Raw genomic sequence first — 18,033 nt, forward strand, 5'->3', positions numbered from 1 at the left:
GAAGAATAGAAATTGACAATTAGCAGCCATGTGTCAGTGCTGACACATGGCTACTAATTTAAAAATAGATACAGAACTCTTAGATGAGGCCTTGGTCCTAGGCGGCTTTGAGACGAAGAAGGATACGGTCAACGCAGCTCTCAAGTCTTTTGTGCACTACAAAAAGCAACTCAAAGTCCTTGAGCTGGCAGATTCGTTTGAGGAGTTCGATGATTTTGATTACAAGTCTTATCGAAAGAGCTCATGAGCGTCATTATCGACACCTCAGTCTGGTCTCAATTCTTCAGGAGAAAGGATCCGGAAGATCCGGGGGCTGTTGAGATGGTAGGAGATTTGATCATTCGCCGCGGAGCTGTTTTGGCTGGCATCGTAAAGCAAGAGTTACTTTCTGGTATCAAGGAACCCGAGAGGTTCCGGAAGCTTTTGTCGGCGTTGTCCGATTTTGAATTACTCTTGGCCACAGATGAAGATCATATTCTCGCAGGGAGGTATTTCAGCAAGTGTCGATCTTGTGGAGTTCAGGGATCGTTTTCTGATTTCCTTATATGTGCTCAGGCTTCCAATAATCAGATGTCTATTTTATCTTCTGATAGAGACTTTATTCATTATTTGGAGCATATTCCGATCAAGCTGACTAGGTAGGTGTGAACAAGAAGGCAGCGCTTGAGACAGGACTGCTTTCTGCACCGAAGCCTAGTAAGCTTTAATAAAGCGTGTCCCGCTCGGGCGGAAGAATTCAGACCGGCTTGGACTCCTCAATCAAGACCAACTTCTGCTTGCTACTCAATCTGGGTGCGATTTCGATCGATGTCAGCAGCCTATGTTAGTGAGAAAATCCATCCATAACATACATCTTTTTGGCCGCAATTTTCCCTTAGAGAGTCTGGTAGTCAACGGCCTGGCGCTTTCGGCAAAAACGTCCTACCAGAAACGGCATTGGGTAGGGCCGCCTAGCCGAGAGGGGCGCATTCCAGACGCTAGATCAATCCAGAGCGATGATCACTGTCATCATGTATTTCGCAAAGAGAGACTGTTTTTGACATCAGTCGCAATCACACCCACTCAACCTGGGGCAAATTGAAACAACGATGACATATCCCCAACCACCTTTGTTGTAATCTTCCTGCTCTGTTGGGGCGCAGGCCGTTGCTTCGATCCATACCATAGAGGGCGAGGCGACAGAGCGCCTCAAATACAACGGCAAGAGCCGAGGAGCGACAACCCGAAAGACTCCCCGTCTCTTCAATTGCACCCCATTTGAGGAACATGATTATCGTGCGCTGGACGCTATTTGTGAGGCGGTTTCTGATATGCCGCTCACAATCACAGAAAGGAAACGCGTCATGCTGAAGAATTGCCTGGCATTCCCAGGTTTACTTCACCTCTCTACTCTCCTACCTCGACGCGCTCGATAGCGGTAGCTTTGCCTGTCGCTGCGTCAAAGTCGATGAGACAGCCGCACAGGCGGACATCTTGACGCGCCACTGGAAACCTTCGGGGCATGCCATCGCGCAACGCGCCGATGACAGGCTCGACCTCACGTCCGAGCACCGAGGCATATGGGCCGGTCATCCCGGCATCTGTTAAGTAAGCAGTACCTCCCGGCAGCACGCGCCCATCGGCAGTCGGAATATGGGTATGCGTACCGACCACAGCCAAGGCACGTCCATCCAACAACCAACCTGCAGCCACTTTCTCTGATGTAGTCTCCGCGTGGACTTCGATAAACCAATAGTCGACACCGGCTACATCGAAGACTGCTTCAATCTGCTCGAAAAGATTACCCGCCGTCACCTTCATGAACTGCCGTCCCAAAAAAGTCGCAATACCCAGAGTTCCCCCCCCGGATAGTCCTATGCTCACCCAAGAACGCCCAGGGACACCTCCAGGTAGATTCCAGGGTCGGCATATAAAGTCCAATGAGTCGATTTCCCCATCAAACCCACGCTGATCCCAAACGTGATCTCCCAAAGTCATGCGATCGACACCGGCCTGAGCCAGCTCCTTTGCTAAAGCGCCCGTGATCCCCTTGCCCGAGGCTGCATTTTCTGCATTAGCGATCACCACATCGATATCCAATTCTGAGCGCAGTGCAGGTAATCGCTCTCGAACGATGGTGCGGCCTGGTTTCCCTACGATGTCTCCAATGAAAAGTATACGTGGCATCGTCCGTTATTTACAGTTGACCCTGTCAGCCTCCAAGACCTTATTTCCAACCTTTAAAAAGACCGCACACACCCGTGAACCCTATAGTTTCATCTCCCGCTTTCGTGGCGCTTAGTAAGCTTCAAGACGTCGCTCTTGAAGGTGTAGTGGTGGTCACAGTCGACGTGGTGAGCTGATTCGGGGCTCTCACCACGGCAATACAGCGACTCCCGGAACCCGCAAACCGGCCCTCCTTCCGGCTACCCAATTTTCACTAACCCAGCCAAACTAACCATGAGCAACTCAAATACATCCACAGCCGATCCTGCTGCGAAGCAGGCCCAGCCCACCTCCATGAAAGGTGCCGACGTCGTCGTCGAAGCCCTCATTCGCGAAGGTGTGGATGTGGTGTTTGCCTACCCCGGAGGTGCTTCACTTGAGCTGCACCAGGCGCTCGTTCGCCGCGAAGATACAATTCGCACGATCTTACCCCGTTTTGAGCAAGGAGGAGGCTTTATGGCACATGGCTACGCGCGCGCCACAGGCAAAGCGGGTGTCTGCATGGCAACGAGCGGCCCTGGGGCAACCAACCTAGTCACGTGTATCGCCGATGCCTACATGGACTCGATTCCTCTCGTCGCGATCACAGGTCAAGTCTACCAACAATTCATTGGGAAGAGCGCATTTCAAGAGACCGACTTCATCGGAATAACCCTCCCCATCGTGAAGCATTCTTACTTGGTGCTGAATGAGGACGACCTGGTCCAGGCCATCAAGGAAGCATTCCATATCGCAGTTAGCGGTCGACCGGGTCCTGTCGTCATCGACATCCCCAAAGATGTTCAGCAAAAGATCTTCGAACCTGACTTCGACATATCAATCGATCTCCCGGGTCTCATCAATCCCCCTCATGCCAGCGACGAAGAGCTAGAGCAAGTGCTCGATCTCATTGAAAAAGCTGAGCGTCCCGTCCTTTACACAGGGGGTGGCATTATTTCGGCAGACGCGGTCGAAGCCCTGCGCACCTTCGCTCGAAAAACCAACATCCCTGTAGCCTCCACGCTCATGGGGCTCGGAGCATTTCCCGCCGAGGAAGAGCAATCGCTCTATTGGTTCGGCATGCACGGCACGGTTGCCGGAAATTGGGCCGTTCTAGAGAGTGACTTACTTATCTGCGCGGGAGCCCGCTTCGACGACCGTATTACCGGCTTGGTATCCAAGTTTGCCCCTGATGCGACCATCGTTCACTTCGATATCGATCGCTCCGAGCACAATAAAAACAAACCGGCTCACTACCCGATCCATACAGACATCAAGTATGCCCTGAGTCGCTTGGACACGCTGTTCGATCAACGCGGCAAAGCTGCTCTGCCCTACGCAAAATGGATGCAAACCATACAGTCTTGGAAAACAGAGCACCCCTTCAAATATGAGGCAAATGAGCACATCCTCCCCCAAGAGGCGATTGATGTACTCTACCAGGAAACCCAGGGTGATGCCATCATCACGACCGGTGTCGGCCAGCACCAAATGTGGGCAGCTCAATTTTATAAATTCAACGAACCGCGCCGCTACATCAGTTCGCTCGGGCTCGGCACGATGGGATTCGGCCTGCCTGCAGCATTGGGCGCAAAAGTAGCGTGCCCCGGCAAAGAAGTCATTAACATCGATGGTGACGGCTGCTTCCTCATGAACGTCCAAGAGTTAGCGGCAGCGGCCATCGAGAAGATCAACGCCAAAACAATCATCATCAACAACCAACACCTCGGGATGGTGGTTCAATGGGAAGACCTCCTCTATGAGAGCGTTCGAGGGCAGACCATTCTGGGTGACCCAGAAAACATTGGGGGGCCCGATAACATCGAAGGCCTCTACCCTGATTTTGTGAAGATTGCCGAAGGATTTGGCGTAAAAGCGCGCCGCGTCGTAAGGCGGGAATCCCTACGCGAAGCAATTCGCGAAATGCTTGAGCATGACGGCCCTTACGTCCTTGACATCGTCGTGCCTTACACGGAGCACGTATTGCCTATGATACAGCAGGGTAAATCTGCCCGTGAGATCCTCATTACTTCAGGACCGGAGAATAAATAGATGCATTCGGGCGTGCTCAGCGGGCACCAGGCACACCCACCTTGAGCCCCATGCAGCCCTTCGTCGATCCAGGCATACTGCACCATGCAAACACCACCGTTCGGCTCGAGCGCAGCTTTGCAGCCGAGCCGGACCGGGACATCGTGCCAGCAGTGCGTTTTGGCGTATTCTTTGCCATTACCGGAAGCCGAGTCGGCTCTGTATCCTATCGCCACGGCGACACCGAGCAACTGCATCGCTACGCTGGCCATATCGGCTATGGCATCGATGCCCCGTATCGCGGGCAAGACCACGCCACCAATGCCTGCAGAGCATTACGCAATCAATTGGCGCGATATAAAGCCGAAGTCATCATCACCTGCGACCCTGAAAACAGGGCATCACGCCGCGTTCTCGATAAAATCGGAGCCACCTACCTAAACACCGTCGAAATCCCCCGAGACCACTTCCTCAGACACACCCGTGGCATGACCCACAAACGCCGCTACCGCTGGATGTTGGGTTAAACCACGCGGCTAAGCTGAGTCATGCCGAAGTCTTTCGAAAAGCATCGAGGGGTCTGATTTTTATTGATGCCAAAAACAGTCTCTCTTTGCGAAATATATGACGAAAGTAATCCTCGCTGTGGATTGATCTTGCGTCTGGATCAGAGTCGATACCAGACCTGCCCACCTCCACCCGGCATTTTCTAATCGCCTCAACAAGTCTACATAGTTTTGAGCCGGTCCTGTAGGCGTTGGCAAATTCCAACTCGATCCTAGATCCATCCTGAAATACCCATTCTCTACTCGCATGCATATCGGCTCAGAGCGGGTTTACGAACGACAAAATCAGCCAGACGATTCGTGATAAGCTGTAACACTTCATACCTATATCACTGATTCGATTCAGATTTATTGGGTGTAATTGAAATAGCGGGGACATGTCCCCAACTGCCTTTGTTGTAGTCGTCCCGCTCTGTCGGGGCGCAGACCGTTGCTTCGATCCACACCGTAGGGGACGAGGCGACAGAGCGCCTCAACTTACAACCACCGGAGCCGAGGAGCGACAACTGGCAAAACTCCCCGTCCTTTCAATTGCCCCCCCGATGACTGCTCGTGGTGCTTCACGGCTTGACTCGAAGGTCATTATTTGAACTTTTTGTCGTTTTTACTTATGGCGCGAGAAGAGAACGAACAGTATGTAGAAGTCGAAGGGAAGATCGTCTCGGTTCTTCCGGGAACGATGTTCCGAGTGGAGCTGGAAAACGGCCATCAAGTGCTCGCACACATTTCTGGTAAGTTGCGCAAGAATTTTATCAAGATCACCACGGGCGATATTGTGAAGATGGAGATGACACCGTCTGATATCAACAAGGCTCGTATCGTCTACCGCCAGAAGAATGCACGCGTGAACCGAAATGCACCGATTCGCAGTTATGGCCCAAGAAACCGCGGCAGGAAGAAGTAGGCTGTGCCGCAGATCGCTTGCATTTATTAAAAATCAGGCTTTCGGACTGGACCGAGGGCCTTTTTTTATGCCTTGTTTAGCACTAAACCCAAAAAACCTAACTTAAGAAAACCATGTCACTCCTCGCTCAAAATATTCTCGCGACTGTTGGGAATACACCCCTGGTAAAGTTGAACCGCATCGTTGAAGGCATCGATGCCAACATCTATGTTAAATGCGAATTCTTCAATCCGCTGAACTCGGTGAAGGACCGTATCGGTGTAGCTATGATTGAGGCAGCTGAAAAAGCTGGTTTACTCAAACCCGATTCAGTTGTGATTGAGCCTACGTCGGGAAACACCGGAATCGCGCTCGCATTTGTATGTGCGGCTAAAGGTTATCGGCTTATCTTGACGATGCCAGAAACGATGTCGATCGAGCGTCGTGTATTGTTTCGAATGCTGGGTGCTCAGGTAGTCTTGACACCGGGACCGAAGGGGATGCCCGGTGCCATCGCTCGCGCTGAAGAGCTCCTAGAGGAAAATGGCGACAAAGCTTTCATGCCCCAACAATTTGAAAATCCTGCTAACCCCGAGATTCACCGCAAAACAACGGCGGAAGAGATCTGGACGGCAACCGAAGGAAAGATTGATGCCTTCGTCGCTGGTGTGGGAACCGGTGGCACCATCACGGGAGTTTCCGAGGTTATCAAAAGCCGCAAGGAAATTAAGACTGTTGCGGTGGAGCCGGAAAATAGCCCAGTGATTTCCGGTGGCCAGCCTGGTCCCCATAAGATTCAAGGGATAGGCGCGGGATTTGTTCCTGGGAACTGTAACACTAACATCATCGACGATGTAATTCGCGTTGACAATGACAGTGCCTTCGAGACAGCTCGAAAATTGGCCCTTTTGGACGGTATCGCGGGCGGTATTTCAACAGGAGCTAATGTCTTTGCTGCTATGGAGCTAGCTAAGCAACCCGGTATGGCTGGAAAAAATATCGTCACTGTAGCCTGTTCTTGCACCGAGCGTTATCTCTCGACGGCGTTGGCTGAGCAAGTGCGTGCTGAGGTCGCTACCGCGACAGCCTAGTCGATTAAATAGGCAAAAAATTTCGGAAAGCACTCGGTATTTTCCGGGTGCTTTTTCTTTGCTACTCCCTCCGATGGGACGTGTTAATATTTTTTAAATCGCGTCGAAAAAGACTACCCCGTTCGAGTAATTCTATCCCACCTCATGAAGATCTTCTGCTTGATTCTGATCACCTCGATCCTGTCGACCCACGTGATTCATGCACGTATCGGCGACTCTAAATCTGCTCTCAAATCCCGTCTTACTTCCAAGGGAGGTGGCCTGTTAGTAGATGATAAGGTAGACGGCCCGATACAACGGTCCCCACTTGGCAAAACGTTGAATGCATTGCTGAGAGCAGATGGAGTGGGAGGCTCCATCGCGGTAGCCAGTTATTGGAAATCTGCTGATGGAAAGCGCGTGAACACCAATACATTGAAGAACCCCGCAAGTTTCAACGGTTGGCATTACCATGCGATTTTCCTTCGCGGGACTGTCGTGGCCGAATCACACTCCCGGATCGTCAATAACGGGAATACAAACATCAATAGCTTCGAGATGGATGGCCTTCTTGTCGTCAATCGTGGCGGTGCGACCTGGCAGCGTTTGAATAACATGCGGACACCCGATGGGACCGAAATCGTGGCAGATGGTCGCTATCAATATGCTCTAGATAACCAATCCGTTCTCGCTCGACTGGGGGATGGACGGCCTAGCTCTACGCGGCGCGATTCAGCTCTCTTCATCCGTAAGGAACTGGTTGATATTCTGGTGAAATTCGATTCCGAGGCCCAAGAGGAGAGACGGGAAGAGCAGAAGTCGACTGTAGCGACCAGCCTGAGTGGATTTTAACGGTGTTTGCGTGTAGACTTGAGCGTGAAATTTGAACGGTCTATTGAGCTTCCCGTCTCTGCTGAGACCGCCTTTGCATGGCATGAGCGCCCCGGGGCCTTTATTCGTCTGCGCCCTCCTTGGCAGCAAACGCACCTGTTGGCGCACAAGGGTGGCATTAAGCGAGGAGCATGTGTCAGCATCGAGACGAAGCTAGGCCCCTTAGAACAGCGCTGGGAGATTGAGCATGGTGAATTCGAGCAGGGACGACTCTTTACCGATCGCCTTTTGGAAGGTCCGTTTAAATCTTGGCAGCACCGGCATGTATTTGAGCCGATTAGCGAAAAGCTCTCAACACTGCATGACCGGCTCGAAATCGAGGCTCCACTAGGTGCAATAGGAAGGCTGGGCGAGCCGTTCTTACGCGATTTGCTGAGCCGAGTCTTTGCGTACCGTCATCGTCTGACACTAGAGGACCTCATGCGCGGTCAGGCATGGGGCAAAGCAATAACAAATGGAACCGTGCTGATTGCTGGAATCACGGGGACCATTGGTCAAGCATTGGCCGGGTATCTACAGACGCGTGGTTATCGCGTAGCTGGTTTGTCGCGGTCTGGTAAAAGTCCATGGCCGGGACTCGATATGTATGATTGGGATCCTGCTGAGGGTCGGGTCGCTCAAGATTTACCTAATGATGTGGCGGTGGTGATCAATCTGGCTGGTGAGTCTATCATAGGTCGTTGGACCACAGAGAAGCGTCGCCGTATTATAGAATCACGGACACGGCCCATTGAAGTCTTGTCGGCGTTCATGAAAGATCGAGGTATCGAGCCAGATCTTTGGATCAATGCCTCGGGGGTAGGTTATTATGGACCCCGCGGTGAATCCGTTTTTGGAGAGGAATCGCCCTTGGGGAGCGGGTTTTTAGCTGAAGTATGCCGAGACTGGGAAGCCGCGGCCATGACAAACGACGTGGCGAAGCGGACGATCGCTGGGCGATTTGGCGTTGTCATGTCTGCGGCAGGTGGAGCGCTCAAGCAGATGCTACCCGCTTTCAATGTGGGCGCGGGAGGGCCGCTGGGCAATAAGGCAGCCTACATGCCTTGGATTACTCTATTGGACCTCGTTTATGCCCTAGAACACTGCATGCAGCACCCTGAGATTTCCGGTCCTGTTAACTTTACTGCTCCAGGTGCGGTCACTCAGGCCGGCTTTGCTCGTGCACTCGGAAAGGCGGTCAAACGTCCGGCATTCCTGCCCACACCCGCTGCACCCTTGAAACTGGTATTCGGGGACATGGCTACGGAGACCCTCCTTATCGATCAACAAGTGGAGCCGTCGGTTCTTAAGCAAACAGGTTTCCGCTGGAGCTTTCCAGAAATCGAAGACGCGCTTAAGTTTGAGTTGGGTCGTTTGTAAGGAATTTCCTCAGTCCAATGCGTTCATGGTCCTTCGGGAAGTTGGGGAATCGCGTGAATTCCTCGAAGCCCAAGTGATTATAGAAGTCAGCAGCTTGCCAGCTCTGAGTCCATAACCAGATACCTTGGAGACTGTGTGTTGCGGCATAATTTTCCGCCGAATGCATAAGGGCTCTGCCCAGGCCTTTGCCTCGATTGCTGGGACATACCCAAAGCTCATCGAGATACAGCCAGTCCCAAAGAACCTTTGCTGTCAGCGCGGCCCTGAGCTCGTCTTCGTCGTCCTTCCCAATCCACTTAATGAATGTTTCACTATAAGTGGGTGCGTGTTGTTCTTCGGAGAGCTTGGTAAATCCTGTGGTGACCACGGATTGCTCTGACTCAGAAAGGGTGCCGGGGAGATACTGAATATTGATCATAAGTGGGCTACGACTATGGAATCATAAACTAAGCGGGTTGCGTCCCTATTTTTTGCTAGCAGCGTTTTCGCATATACTGATCGCGATCGAGCTTCCAGTCTTTCCAGCCGAGGCGCCGGTAAAAGCCGACGGCGCGAACGGATTCGTCAGGATCCGTCGTGAGCCAGATTTCTTTCCAGCCCTCTGACCAGAGCCAGTCCTCAACGAGTGCCATGAGCTTTCGGCCCACGCCTCTACCCTCATACTCCTGCAGCACAGCTATTACCCACATCTCACCCGTAAGTTTATTTCCCATGGTGAAGCCGACAACCATTCCATCGATTTCGCACAACCAGCCCCGATGCGAACCACATTCTAGCATCGCACGGACAGATTCATGTGTGATTCCGAGCGCACTCATTTGTTTTGCGCCTTGATTGTTGTGCCAAGTAGCAATCCGCACCCGAAATAGCTCCGGTATGTCCTGAGCGGTGATCTCTCCAAAATTCATAGTTTTGAGAAATATCGCCGTTCCGAATGCGTCGAAATCTTTTCTTTGTATTAGCGCATAACAATTCAACCACTCTTTCGGGGGCGGCGCAGCGCCGCACTTGTGTGCCGTCTATGACTAGAGAGACACACTTTGATGTGACCCATAGCCTAATTAAAATCAGACAATCCAAACAACTGAATGTATGCAGAGCACTCTACGGCGGTGTGTCGCTGTTTTTGGACGGAGAACAAAATGACCAATATAGCACTAATGCATGATCCGGTTCTGCACTATGCCGACGCGCTCCACGTCCCCTCAATTAGACCCTGACAATTGAATTTTGTGAAAAACCTATTGACCCAAGCTGGCAGCTAGTGCTCTATCCACCCTTTCGCTTTTTGCGGGTGTAGCTCAGTTGGTAGAGCGCAACCTTGCCAAGGTTGAGGTCGCGGGTTCGAGCCTCGTCACCCGCTCCATTTTTTGGAGTGTTCATGCACACAGATAACTTGTTTGAATTCCCTGAGTCTCTAGAAGAGTTCAGGGATTTTTTTATGCCTACAGACCAGCCGTGGCTATGGGTCAGTCAAATCCGTGTGGCCTTGGCCAAAGTACTTGCGAATTGTAGGCCGGCGCTTCCAGACGTGCCAGCGGGTCTTCATGTGGAGGGTCCCGTCTATCTTCATCCTTCTGTGAAGCTGCCACCATATGGTAGCGTTCAAGGGCCTGCGTGGATCGGTCCCAACAGCGAGCTTAGGCCGGGCGTATTTATCCGTGGGAATGTAATCACTGGAGCGGGTTGCGTCTTGGGCAATAGCTGCGAGTTCAAGAATTGCCTGCTTATGAACGGGGTCCAGGTGCCCCATTTTAGTTACGTGGGTGATTCAATTCTAGGGAATCAAGCTCACCTCGGTGCTGGAGCGATTTTGTCCAACTTCCGCATGGATGGTGGCAATATTGGTGTCCGTGATGCCGTCGGTGAGAAAATCGACACCGGTATGCGTAAATTGGGAGCCATACTGGGGGACCGCGCCCAACTCGGCTGTAACGCTGTCGCCCAGCCCGGATCGATTTTAGGAAAGGAAGCGGTAGTCCTCACCGGCGTAGTTCACAAGGGCTATCTGGCTAAAGGGCATTGGCGTGTCGAGTGAGCTGTTCTAGAGATATGGACACTTCAGCAAAACTTACCTATCTCTTTTAATTCTCCCCTCCCCTCATCGGTAGGGCTGGATCGCCGAGACGGCCGCGGTTGTGGCTCTGGATGATCCCGAGATGTATCAAAAAAGAATAGATTGGATTTTGACCCGCTGTTAATTCATCTGCCGAACGACCTCAGTACCTTCCAGCAAACGTTCGACCTCTTCTAAGGTCGTAGCATCTTGAGGTGTCTTATCGGTTCGCCAGCGGGCGATGCGTGGAAAGCGGAAGGCGATGCCTGATTTATGTCGCGATGAACGCTGGAGACCTTCAAAAGCTATCTCAAACACCAGTTCAGGTTCAACCATGCGGATAGGGCCGCGGCGCGCGGTGGTGTGCGATTTAATCCATGTATCGACGGCACGGAATTCTTTGTCGGTTAGCCCGGAGTAGGCCTTGGTGATGGGGACGATTTCGTCTCCGTGCCAGACGCCAAAGGTAAAATCTGTGTAGAGGCCAGCGCGACGCCCATGGCCGGCCTGAGCGTTGAGCATGACGCAGTCAATCGTGTATGGATCGATCTTCCACTTCCACCAATCGCCGCGGATACGGCCCTGTTTATAGGGGGCATCTTTGCGTTTCAGAATGAAGCCTTCGACGCCGAACTCTCGGCTCTGTGCCTGAAGTTCTTGCGCCGCATCCCAGGATGTGACCCCCACAGGATTTGATAGGCGCAGTGCTGGGCAAATCTCGGACATAGAATCTGAGATCGATTCAAAAAAATCCAACTGTTCGCCCGCTCCACCCACATCTCGCGGCGGCTCCCAGGTATTGAGCAAAGTTTCTAAAAGAGCATGGCGTTCGGTGTGAGGTTGGATGCGCACGTCTTCGCCCGAATGCTCCAGTAGGTCGTAGGCGAGGAAGCAAGTCGGCAACTTCGTTCGGATAGCGTCGCTGATCTGCTTACGCCCAATCCGCTTTTGGAGGTCCGCGAAGGGATGAAGTCCCTTTTGGCTCCATACCAGAATTTCACCATCGATTACCGTTCCTTCTGGGAGTGAATGAGCTGCCTCGATGATTTCTGGGAAACTGTCGTTGATCATTTCCTCACCCCGGGACCACAGAATGATCGTGTCGTGTCGCCGGATGAGCTGAGCGCGAATACCGTCCCATTTCCACTCGAGGGCCCAGTCTTCGATGCTTCCCAAATCGCGTAGTCGGTCGGACCAATCCATCTCTTGTTGGCCATCGCGCGGCACGGAGCGTTCCTCAATAGGGCTAGCAAGATAAAACGGATAGGGGCGCGCTGGGTCGTTGGATGCATCCTCGGACGCGAGTCCATGCCAGAATGCTTCTGTAGGTTCCCAGTGCCCCATAAGGCGATGGGCCACCTGAGTGGGCTCTAGGTCTAGAGCTTGGGCCACCGCCTTTTCGACTGTCGTTCGGCTCACTCCGACGCGCAGGCCGCCAGTCATGAGCTTGTTAAATACAAAGCGCGCATCGGAGTCATGGGTCTGCCAGAAGCTTACAATGGCTTGGCGGCGTGAAGCGTCGTCGCGTGCGGCGAGCGGCATGAGCAGATTTTCGACAACCGTGGTAAGTGAATCGTCCGTCGCGCTATCCAACTCATTTGTTGGGAGTAGCAGTGCCAGAGTTTCAGCCAAATCGCCCGCGGTTTCATAACACCGCTCGATGAGCCAGCTGGGCAGTCCAGAAATATCAGCAGCCCAGGCGCGCAGTTGGCTAGACTTGGCGATCGCCGGTAGTTTCTTGCCCGACAGGAAGTAGAGCCCCCAAGCCGCATCCGCTGCTGGGCTTTCAAGAAAGAAAGCTGTAAGTGCCTCTGTTTTATCCTTAGATTTGTTGGACCGGTCCAGGGCTAGGAAAAGCTCAACAAAACGCTGCATGTTTATTCAGGTTTGATCGCGATGTCTGGGCAGCTTCGAAGTACTTTTCGATCAAAAGTGTATAGCTTGAGCTCAAAATCACGCGCCAATGCGATGAATTGGGAGTCGTAAGCAGAACAGTTTGTTTGTGTCGCGACTCGTAGTGTTTTTTCTGGAGCCACGGTGTGCGTATTTTCCTTCATGAGTGCTAGAGCATCCTCGAGGATTTCCATACAATCTGAAGATTCCAATTGGCCATGCCTTTCGTTTTGGACGAGGATACTCAGCATCTCGTGAATCCAGAGATCAGGGGCGATCCATTCATCATCAGTCGATCGCAACCTCTCTACTGCTTCGGTATATTTGCAGGGTAATATCAGATAGGCGATTACGTTAGTATCGACGACGATCATTTCCTTCCCTGCGCTTTCGCTTTTTCAATGAAAGCTTCATCGAGCAATACCGGGAGCCTATCTCGCCTTTCTCGAATACGCTGAAGGAGTTTAGAATTCTGATTGCTTGGGACACTCAACTGTTCCTGTAGCAACATGATAGCAGTACGGTTCATGCTGCGCCCATCTTTCTGAGCAAATTTCTTTAGCTGGTCGTGCAGATCTTCGGGGACATTTTTGAGAGTGATGTTCACAAGCACCAAAATGATGTCTTTTTGATGTCTATCAACCAAAACATCATATATCTCGAATCGCGTCGCCGATGACGTCGCAGGCTTGATCGATAGCGCCTTGGGCGTGTGCGGTAGAGATGAAGCAGGTCTCGAAAGCCGACGGAGGCAGGTAGACACCGCGCTTGAGACAGGCATGAAAGAGTTGTTTGAACCTGTCCGCATCACTCCCCAGCACGACGTCGAAGGAATCGACCGGTTTATCGGTAAATAAGATAGCGAACATCGAACCGGTCTGAGGCACTTGAACCGGCAAGCCTTTTACAGAAGCGGCGTCGAGCACGGCAGACTGGATTTGTTTACCGAGTGTATCGAGCAGGCGGTAAGGCTGCTCATCGCGGAGTTTTTCGATCGACGCGAGTCCCGCGGCCATCGCGAGCGGGTTACCGCTGAGTGTGCCGGCTTGGTAGACCGGACCCTCAGGGGCGAGGTGAGCCATGATGTCTTTGCGTCCGCCAAAGGCCCCCACGGGTAGGCCACCTCCTATGATTTTGCCCATCGCTGTAAGGTCGGGTGTAATCTGCTCTTTCTCCTGGACGCCGCCGAGGGCAATGCGAAATCCAGTCATCACCTCATCCATAATGAGCAACGCGCCTTGAGTGCTGCAGGCATCCCGGAGCTTTTGCATGTAGCCAGGCTTGGGTAAGACGAGTGAGCAATTGGCGGGGTAAGCTTCCACGATTATCCCCGCTATTTGGTCTGGGTATTCTGCGAAGGCGGTATCCAGGGCATCGAAATCGTTGTAGGGAAGGACAATGGTTTCTGCCGCGAAGCTCTTGGGTATGCCAGCGCTGTCTGGATTACCTAACGTCAATGCGCCCGATCCCGCTGAGACAAGTAAGCTGTCGACATGGCCATGGTAGCATCCAGAAAATTTTATGATCTTGTCGCGCCCGGTAAATCCCCGTGCGAGGCGGATGCAGGACATGGTTGCTTCGGTGCCGCTATTGCACATGCGAACTTTTTCGACGGAGGGCACATGTTTGACGATAAACTCAGCCATGGGCACTTCGTCGGGATTGGGGGTGCCGAAGCTCGTTCCCTTTTCCAGGGCATGGGCGACAGCAATGCGCACAGGCTCTGGATTATGTCCATGGATTGCCGGTCCCCAGGTGCAGACAAAATCGACAAGCTGATCGCCATCCACCGTCGTCAACGTCGCGCCGTCGGCACGCTCAGTGAAGAAAGGTGTGCCGCCAACGCTGCGGAAGGCGCGGACAGGGGAATTGACACCGCCGGGAATAACGGATTGAGCACGGGCAAAGAGCGAATCAGAGATTTTCATTCCATTCTCATAAAGTACAAGATTTAAAATCCCTCAACTCTTGATGCCCTGCCGGGGTTTCGGGACACTTATCAGGACCATGGATATTGATGAACAGCTAGCTGGACTACGCCAGAATATCGACCGAATCGACAACGAGATCATCGAGCGGCTCAACGAACGCGTGCGCCTCGCTAGTGAGGTCGGGAAAATTAAACACCGCGAAGGGGGCGCAATTTATGTGCCGAGTCGTGAGGAGCTCATTTTTGAAAAGCTGTCCAATATCAATAAGGGACCGTTGCCTCAGGACGCTATCCGATCGATTTGGCGGGAGATCATTTCTGCATCAATCTCACTGGAGAAAAAACTGGTGATCGCTTACTTAGGGCCGGAGGCAACTTACACCCATCAGGCAGCATTGAAGAACTTTGGCTCATCGCTGGATTACCGCCCGATGAAAACGATTCCGGATGTAATTCTAGAGGTGGAGCGGGGTGAGGCAGATTATGGGGTATTCCCTATCGAAAATTCGACAGGCGGGGTCGTGAACCAGTCCCAGGAAATGCTGGTTGATAGTGAGGCCAAGATCATAGCCCAGGTGTTTCTCCGCGTGGAGCACTGTTTGTTGAGTGATCAACCGTTAGAAAAGATCACCCGGATTTTTTCTAAGGATCAGGCCTTTAGCCAATGCCGTGATTGGTTGCGCCGCAACGTGCCCGATGCCGAGTACCTGGAAGTCGAGAGCACAGCCAAGGGGGTTCAGATGACGAAAGAAACCGAAGGGGGTGCAGCGATCGCTAGTGAGCTTGCCGGTGAGATGAACGGAGTCGCGGTGGCTGCACGCTGTATCCAGGACCGTGTTGACAATAGCACCCGCTTTTTGGTGATCGGTAAAAGTAAGACCCCCGCCTTGGGTAAGGGTCGCGACCGGACAAGTATCGTATTTTCGATAAATGATGAAGTCGGCGCCCTGCAAACCGCGCTTGATACCATCTCAAAACGTGGAATCAATATGTGTAAGATTGAGTCGTGCCCAACGCGTCGGAAGTCTTGGGACTATTTCTTCTTTGTAGATTTTATCGGTCATATCGATGAGCCAGAAGTGCAGGATGTGGTGCGCGAGCTCGAAGCACGGTGTCAGTTTGTACATTGGCTGGGGAGTTATCCCGATGTGCGTGTAGTTTGAGCGATCTTCTATTTATGGTCGACTGGGAAGTCATATTTGTCTGCTCACTGCTCGTAGTTACGCTCGCGAGTTTTATCTGGGAAAAGCTCCCAACGGACCTCACCGCGATCGTTGCGTTTGCGATCTTAACGTTGACGGGGGCTTTCAGTGCTTCAGCTCTGCTACCGGATGTAAATCAATCGCTCGCCGTTTTCGCCAATCCCGCGCCCTTAACGATCGCATTTATGTTTATCCTCAGTGCTGCGCTAGAGCGTTGTGGCGCTATTGATCGATTGGCAGGCATTCTCAGGCCAATGACCCGTCTCGGCTTTTCGGGATTTCTCCTCTTCATGATGTTCGTTGTCGGGGCGCTTTCGGCGTTCATCAATAACACACCGGTTGTCGTCGTCCTACTGCCCGTCATTCTATCCCTGGCCAAAGACTTGAACGTCCCGGCGTCTAAGCTGCTTATCCCCCTGTCGTTCTCATCTATCTTCGGCGGCACCTGCACCTTGATGGGCACGAGCACGAATATTCTCGCGAGTAACATCATGGAAAAGAGCGGGCTCGAACCGCTGGCGATGTTTGAGATCGGGAAGCTCGGTCTGCCATTATTTTTTCTAGGATCTATCTATCTCGTTTTTGCCAGTCGGAAGCTCCTGCCCAACCGTGAAATGCTCACCTCAATTTTATCCGAAGAAGAGCGGCAAGAATACTTCACCGAGGCATTCGTTCCTCAACACTCAGAGCTCGTCGACACGTCCTTAGCGGACTCGGGGATCTACAAAAAACGCGGCGTACGCATCATCGAAGTGATCCGTCGCGGCGTGCCACATCGCATCACAGATAAGTCGTTTGTTCTCAAAGGGGGAGACCGGCTGATGCTCGCCATCCGGCCTTCAGGCGTAGCGCAAGCCAGGGGTATCAAAGGCATGGAACTCTTTGGCGATGATCAGGTGGGGCTAGAAGAAATTGCATCGGATGAGGGACAAATCGTTGAGGGCGTTATCGGACCGAAGTCCACGATCGCTGGGCAAACAATCCGTGAAGCACATTTCCGTCAGTGCTTTCGGATGGTCGTGGTCGCCGTGCACCGCGAAGGCCGCAATCTCCGGGAACAACTGGACTCTACCCCGCTCACCTTTGGTGATACTTTACTCATGATGGGGACTCAGCCCGCCATCGAAAATCTCCGTAAAAGTGACGATGTGCTGCTGCTCGACAAGCCCCGCACGCCCAACGCCAGCATGGAAAGTAAGATGCCGCTGGTTTTGTCGACCGCTGCCCTTGTCGTGGGATTGGCGACGTTCAACGTGTTACCTATCGTACTCAGCACTTTGTTAGGTTGCTGCATTTTGTTCCTCTCCGGAATCATCACGCCCAAGGATGGCTACGCTAGTATCGACTGGGGCATCCTCATGCTCATTTACGGCATGCTCGGGATTGGACAGGCTTTGGAATCCACGGGGACGACGGAGCTGATTGCCAGATTTATAACTAGTGTGAGCGAACACCCTTGGGTACTTTTGGCTATCCTCTATTTCGTGACGATATTGTTTACAGAGACCCTTTCCAACAATGCGACCATCGTCATCATGGCTCCCTTGGCCATCTCCTTGGCTCAGTCTATCGGGGCCGATCCACGGCCTTTCGTTATCGCTACCTGCGTCGCCTCGAGTGCTAGTTTTTCAACACCCATTGGCTATCAGACCAACACTTATGTCTACTCCGTGGGCGGCTACCGCTTCTTCGATTTCGCCCGCATCGGCATTCCCCTTAACCTAATGTATTTCACAGCCAGCTGCTTCTTGGTGCCGCTGATTTGGGGATTTTAAGGAACGTAGAGACCCTTTTCGAATCAACGAGTCTCATACAAAATATGTGATTCAGATTCGTTGTCGCTATCGTGATCGTTGTCGTAATCGGCGCGGTTTCGATTACGAAGACGAAAACGACAACGATGTGTCGTCCTGAAATAGGTTGTCATTTCATACACGAAATCGAAACCAATGAAGGCAGCTAAGAAAG

Annotated in this window: 18 protein-coding genes and 1 tRNA gene; 12 read left to right on the forward strand and 7 right to left on the reverse strand. The window is 52.4% G+C overall.

Annotated features, from left to right (window positions below):
* Positions 1-46 precede the first annotated feature (46 nt).
* Both HRU10_08310 and HRU10_08315 read left to right on the forward strand, forming a co-directional pair.
* Entirely contained in the window at positions 47-247 is a 201-nt protein-coding gene (locus HRU10_08310) for a type II toxin-antitoxin system VapB family antitoxin (GenBank protein NRA27236.1), read from the forward strand.
* Positions 244-642 (forward strand): PIN domain-containing protein, encoded by a 399-nt coding sequence (locus HRU10_08315; GenBank protein ID NRA27237.1) that lies wholly within the window; start codon positions 244-246, stop codon positions 640-642. The genes HRU10_08310 and HRU10_08315 overlap by 4 nt, the downstream gene beginning before the upstream one ends.
* 744 nt (positions 643-1,386) lie before the next feature.
* Here HRU10_08315 and HRU10_08320 read toward each other — a convergent pair.
* The gene (locus HRU10_08320) at positions 1,387-2,166 is read right to left on the reverse strand and encodes a YmdB family metallophosphoesterase (protein NRA27238.1); all 780 of its coding nucleotides are present in this window, start codon (positions 2,164-2,166) and stop codon (positions 1,387-1,389) included.
* A 273-nt stretch (positions 2,167-2,439) separates the two neighbouring features.
* On the opposite strand from HRU10_08320, the gene ilvB reads away from it, so the two are divergent.
* The 6 genes from ilvB to HRU10_08350 all read left to right on the forward strand — a co-directional run bounded on the left by ilvB (position 2,440) and on the right by HRU10_08350 (position 8,984).
* Positions 2,440-4,236, forward strand: a complete 1,797-nt coding sequence (gene ilvB, locus HRU10_08325) for a biosynthetic-type acetolactate synthase large subunit (GenBank protein NRA27239.1) — start codon at positions 2,440-2,442, stop codon at positions 4,234-4,236.
* Positions 4,237-4,286: 50 nt separating this feature from the next.
* Positions 4,287-4,742, forward strand: a complete 456-nt coding sequence (locus tag HRU10_08330; protein ID NRA27240.1) for a GNAT family N-acetyltransferase — start codon at positions 4,287-4,289, stop codon at positions 4,740-4,742.
* A gap of 649 nt (positions 4,743-5,391) precedes the next feature.
* Positions 5,392-5,685: a translation initiation factor IF-1 gene (gene infA, locus HRU10_08335; GenBank protein NRA27241.1), complete on the forward strand. Its 294-nt coding sequence runs from the start codon at positions 5,392-5,394 to the stop codon at positions 5,683-5,685.
* A gap of 113 nt (positions 5,686-5,798) precedes the next feature.
* Entirely contained in the window at positions 5,799-6,755 is a 957-nt protein-coding gene (cysK, locus tag HRU10_08340; GenBank protein ID NRA27242.1) for a cysteine synthase A, read from the forward strand.
* A gap of 144 nt (positions 6,756-6,899) precedes the next feature.
* On the forward strand, positions 6,900-7,586 hold the full coding sequence (locus tag HRU10_08345; protein ID NRA27243.1) for a hypothetical protein: 687 nt from the start codon (positions 6,900-6,902) through the stop codon (positions 7,584-7,586).
* Positions 7,587-7,604: 18 nt separating this feature from the next.
* On the forward strand, positions 7,605-8,984 hold the full coding sequence (locus tag HRU10_08350) for a TIGR01777 family protein (protein ID NRA27244.1): 1,380 nt from the start codon (positions 7,605-7,607) through the stop codon (positions 8,982-8,984).
* On the opposite strand, the gene HRU10_08355 is transcribed toward HRU10_08350, so the two are convergent.
* Positions 8,959-9,402 (reverse strand): GNAT family N-acetyltransferase, encoded by a 444-nt coding sequence (locus HRU10_08355; GenBank protein ID NRA27245.1) that lies wholly within the window; start codon positions 9,400-9,402, stop codon positions 8,959-8,961. The genes HRU10_08350 and HRU10_08355 overlap by 26 nt on opposite strands.
* 55 nt (positions 9,403-9,457) lie before the next feature.
* Entirely contained in the window at positions 9,458-9,892 is a 435-nt protein-coding gene (locus HRU10_08360) for a GNAT family N-acetyltransferase (GenBank protein NRA27246.1), read from the reverse strand.
* 382 nt (positions 9,893-10,274) lie between these two features.
* Here HRU10_08360 and HRU10_08365 point away from each other — a divergent pair.
* Positions 10,275-10,350 (forward strand) — tRNA-Gly (locus HRU10_08365).
* A gap of 15 nt (positions 10,351-10,365) precedes the next feature.
* Positions 10,366-11,022, forward strand: coding sequence for a UDP-N-acetylglucosamine diphosphorylase (locus HRU10_08370; protein ID NRA27247.1), 657 nt, complete (start codon positions 10,366-10,368; stop codon positions 11,020-11,022).
* 159 nt (positions 11,023-11,181) lie between these two features.
* On the opposite strand, the gene HRU10_08375 is transcribed toward HRU10_08370, so the two are convergent.
* From HRU10_08375 to hemL, 4 genes are read right to left on the reverse strand one after another with little or no spacing between them, the layout of a single operon-like run.
* A complete protein-coding gene (locus HRU10_08375) occupies positions 11,182-12,915 on the reverse strand; it encodes an ATP-dependent DNA ligase (protein ID NRA27248.1) in 1,734 nt (577 codons plus the stop codon).
* 2 nt (positions 12,916-12,917) lie between these two features.
* Positions 12,918-13,307, reverse strand: a complete 390-nt coding sequence (locus HRU10_08380) for a type II toxin-antitoxin system VapC family toxin (GenBank protein ID NRA27249.1) — start codon at positions 13,305-13,307, stop codon at positions 12,918-12,920.
* Entirely contained in the window at positions 13,304-13,540 is a 237-nt protein-coding gene (locus HRU10_08385; GenBank protein ID NRA27250.1) for an Arc family DNA-binding protein, read from the reverse strand. Before HRU10_08385 ends, HRU10_08380 begins: the two co-directional genes overlap by 4 nt.
* A 43-nt stretch (positions 13,541-13,583) precedes the next feature.
* A complete protein-coding gene (hemL, locus tag HRU10_08390) occupies positions 13,584-14,861 on the reverse strand; it encodes a glutamate-1-semialdehyde 2,1-aminomutase (GenBank protein NRA27251.1) in 1,278 nt (425 codons plus the stop codon).
* A gap of 79 nt (positions 14,862-14,940) precedes the next feature.
* Here hemL and pheA point away from each other — a divergent pair, with 79 nt between their 5' ends.
* Entirely contained in the window at positions 14,941-16,026 is a 1,086-nt protein-coding gene (gene pheA / locus HRU10_08395; GenBank protein NRA27252.1) for a prephenate dehydratase, read from the forward strand.
* 14 nt (positions 16,027-16,040) lie between these two features.
* Entirely contained in the window at positions 16,041-17,840 is a 1,800-nt protein-coding gene (locus tag HRU10_08400) for an SLC13 family permease (protein ID NRA27253.1), read from the forward strand.
* Positions 17,841-18,033: the final 193 nt, after the last annotated feature.

This window comes from Opitutales bacterium (assembly GCA_013215165.1).
Taxonomy (GTDB): Bacteria; Verrucomicrobiota; Verrucomicrobiia; order Opitutales; family JABSRG01; genus JABSRG01.

Bases quoted from the DNA above. Each gene is read 5' to 3' on its own strand.
- HRU10_08310 (NRA27236.1), top strand. From the start codon at position 47: ATGGCTACTAATTTAAAAATAGATACAGAACTCTTAGATGAGGCCTTG.
- HRU10_08315 (NRA27237.1), top strand. From the start codon at position 244: ATGAGCGTCATTATCGACACCTCAGTCTGGTCTCAATTCTTCAGGAGA.
- HRU10_08320 (NRA27238.1), bottom strand. From the start codon at position 2,166: ATGCCACGTATACTTTTCATTGGAGACATCGTAGGGAAACCAGGCCGC.
- ilvB (NRA27239.1), top strand. From the start codon at position 2,440: ATGAGCAACTCAAATACATCCACAGCCGATCCTGCTGCGAAGCAGGCC.
- HRU10_08330 (NRA27240.1), top strand. From the start codon at position 4,287: ATGCAGCCCTTCGTCGATCCAGGCATACTGCACCATGCAAACACCACC.
- infA (NRA27241.1), top strand. From the start codon at position 5,392: ATGGCGCGAGAAGAGAACGAACAGTATGTAGAAGTCGAAGGGAAGATC.
- cysK (NRA27242.1), top strand. From the start codon at position 5,799: ATGTCACTCCTCGCTCAAAATATTCTCGCGACTGTTGGGAATACACCC.
- HRU10_08345 (NRA27243.1), top strand. From the start codon at position 6,900: ATGAAGATCTTCTGCTTGATTCTGATCACCTCGATCCTGTCGACCCAC.
- HRU10_08355 (NRA27245.1), bottom strand. From the start codon at position 9,402: ATGATCAATATTCAGTATCTCCCCGGCACCCTTTCTGAGTCAGAGCAA.
- HRU10_08360 (NRA27246.1), bottom strand. From the start codon at position 9,892: ATGAATTTTGGAGAGATCACCGCTCAGGACATACCGGAGCTATTTCGG.
- HRU10_08370 (NRA27247.1), top strand. From the start codon at position 10,366: ATGCACACAGATAACTTGTTTGAATTCCCTGAGTCTCTAGAAGAGTTC.
- HRU10_08375 (NRA27248.1), bottom strand. From the start codon at position 12,915: ATGCAGCGTTTTGTTGAGCTTTTCCTAGCCCTGGACCGGTCCAACAAA.
- HRU10_08380 (NRA27249.1), bottom strand. From the start codon at position 13,307: ATGATCGTCGTCGATACTAACGTAATCGCCTATCTGATATTACCCTGC.
- hemL (NRA27251.1), bottom strand. From the start codon at position 14,861: ATGAAAATCTCTGATTCGCTCTTTGCCCGTGCTCAATCCGTTATTCCC.
- pheA (NRA27252.1), top strand. From the start codon at position 14,941: ATGGATATTGATGAACAGCTAGCTGGACTACGCCAGAATATCGACCGA.
- HRU10_08400 (NRA27253.1), top strand. From the start codon at position 16,041: ATGGTCGACTGGGAAGTCATATTTGTCTGCTCACTGCTCGTAGTTACG.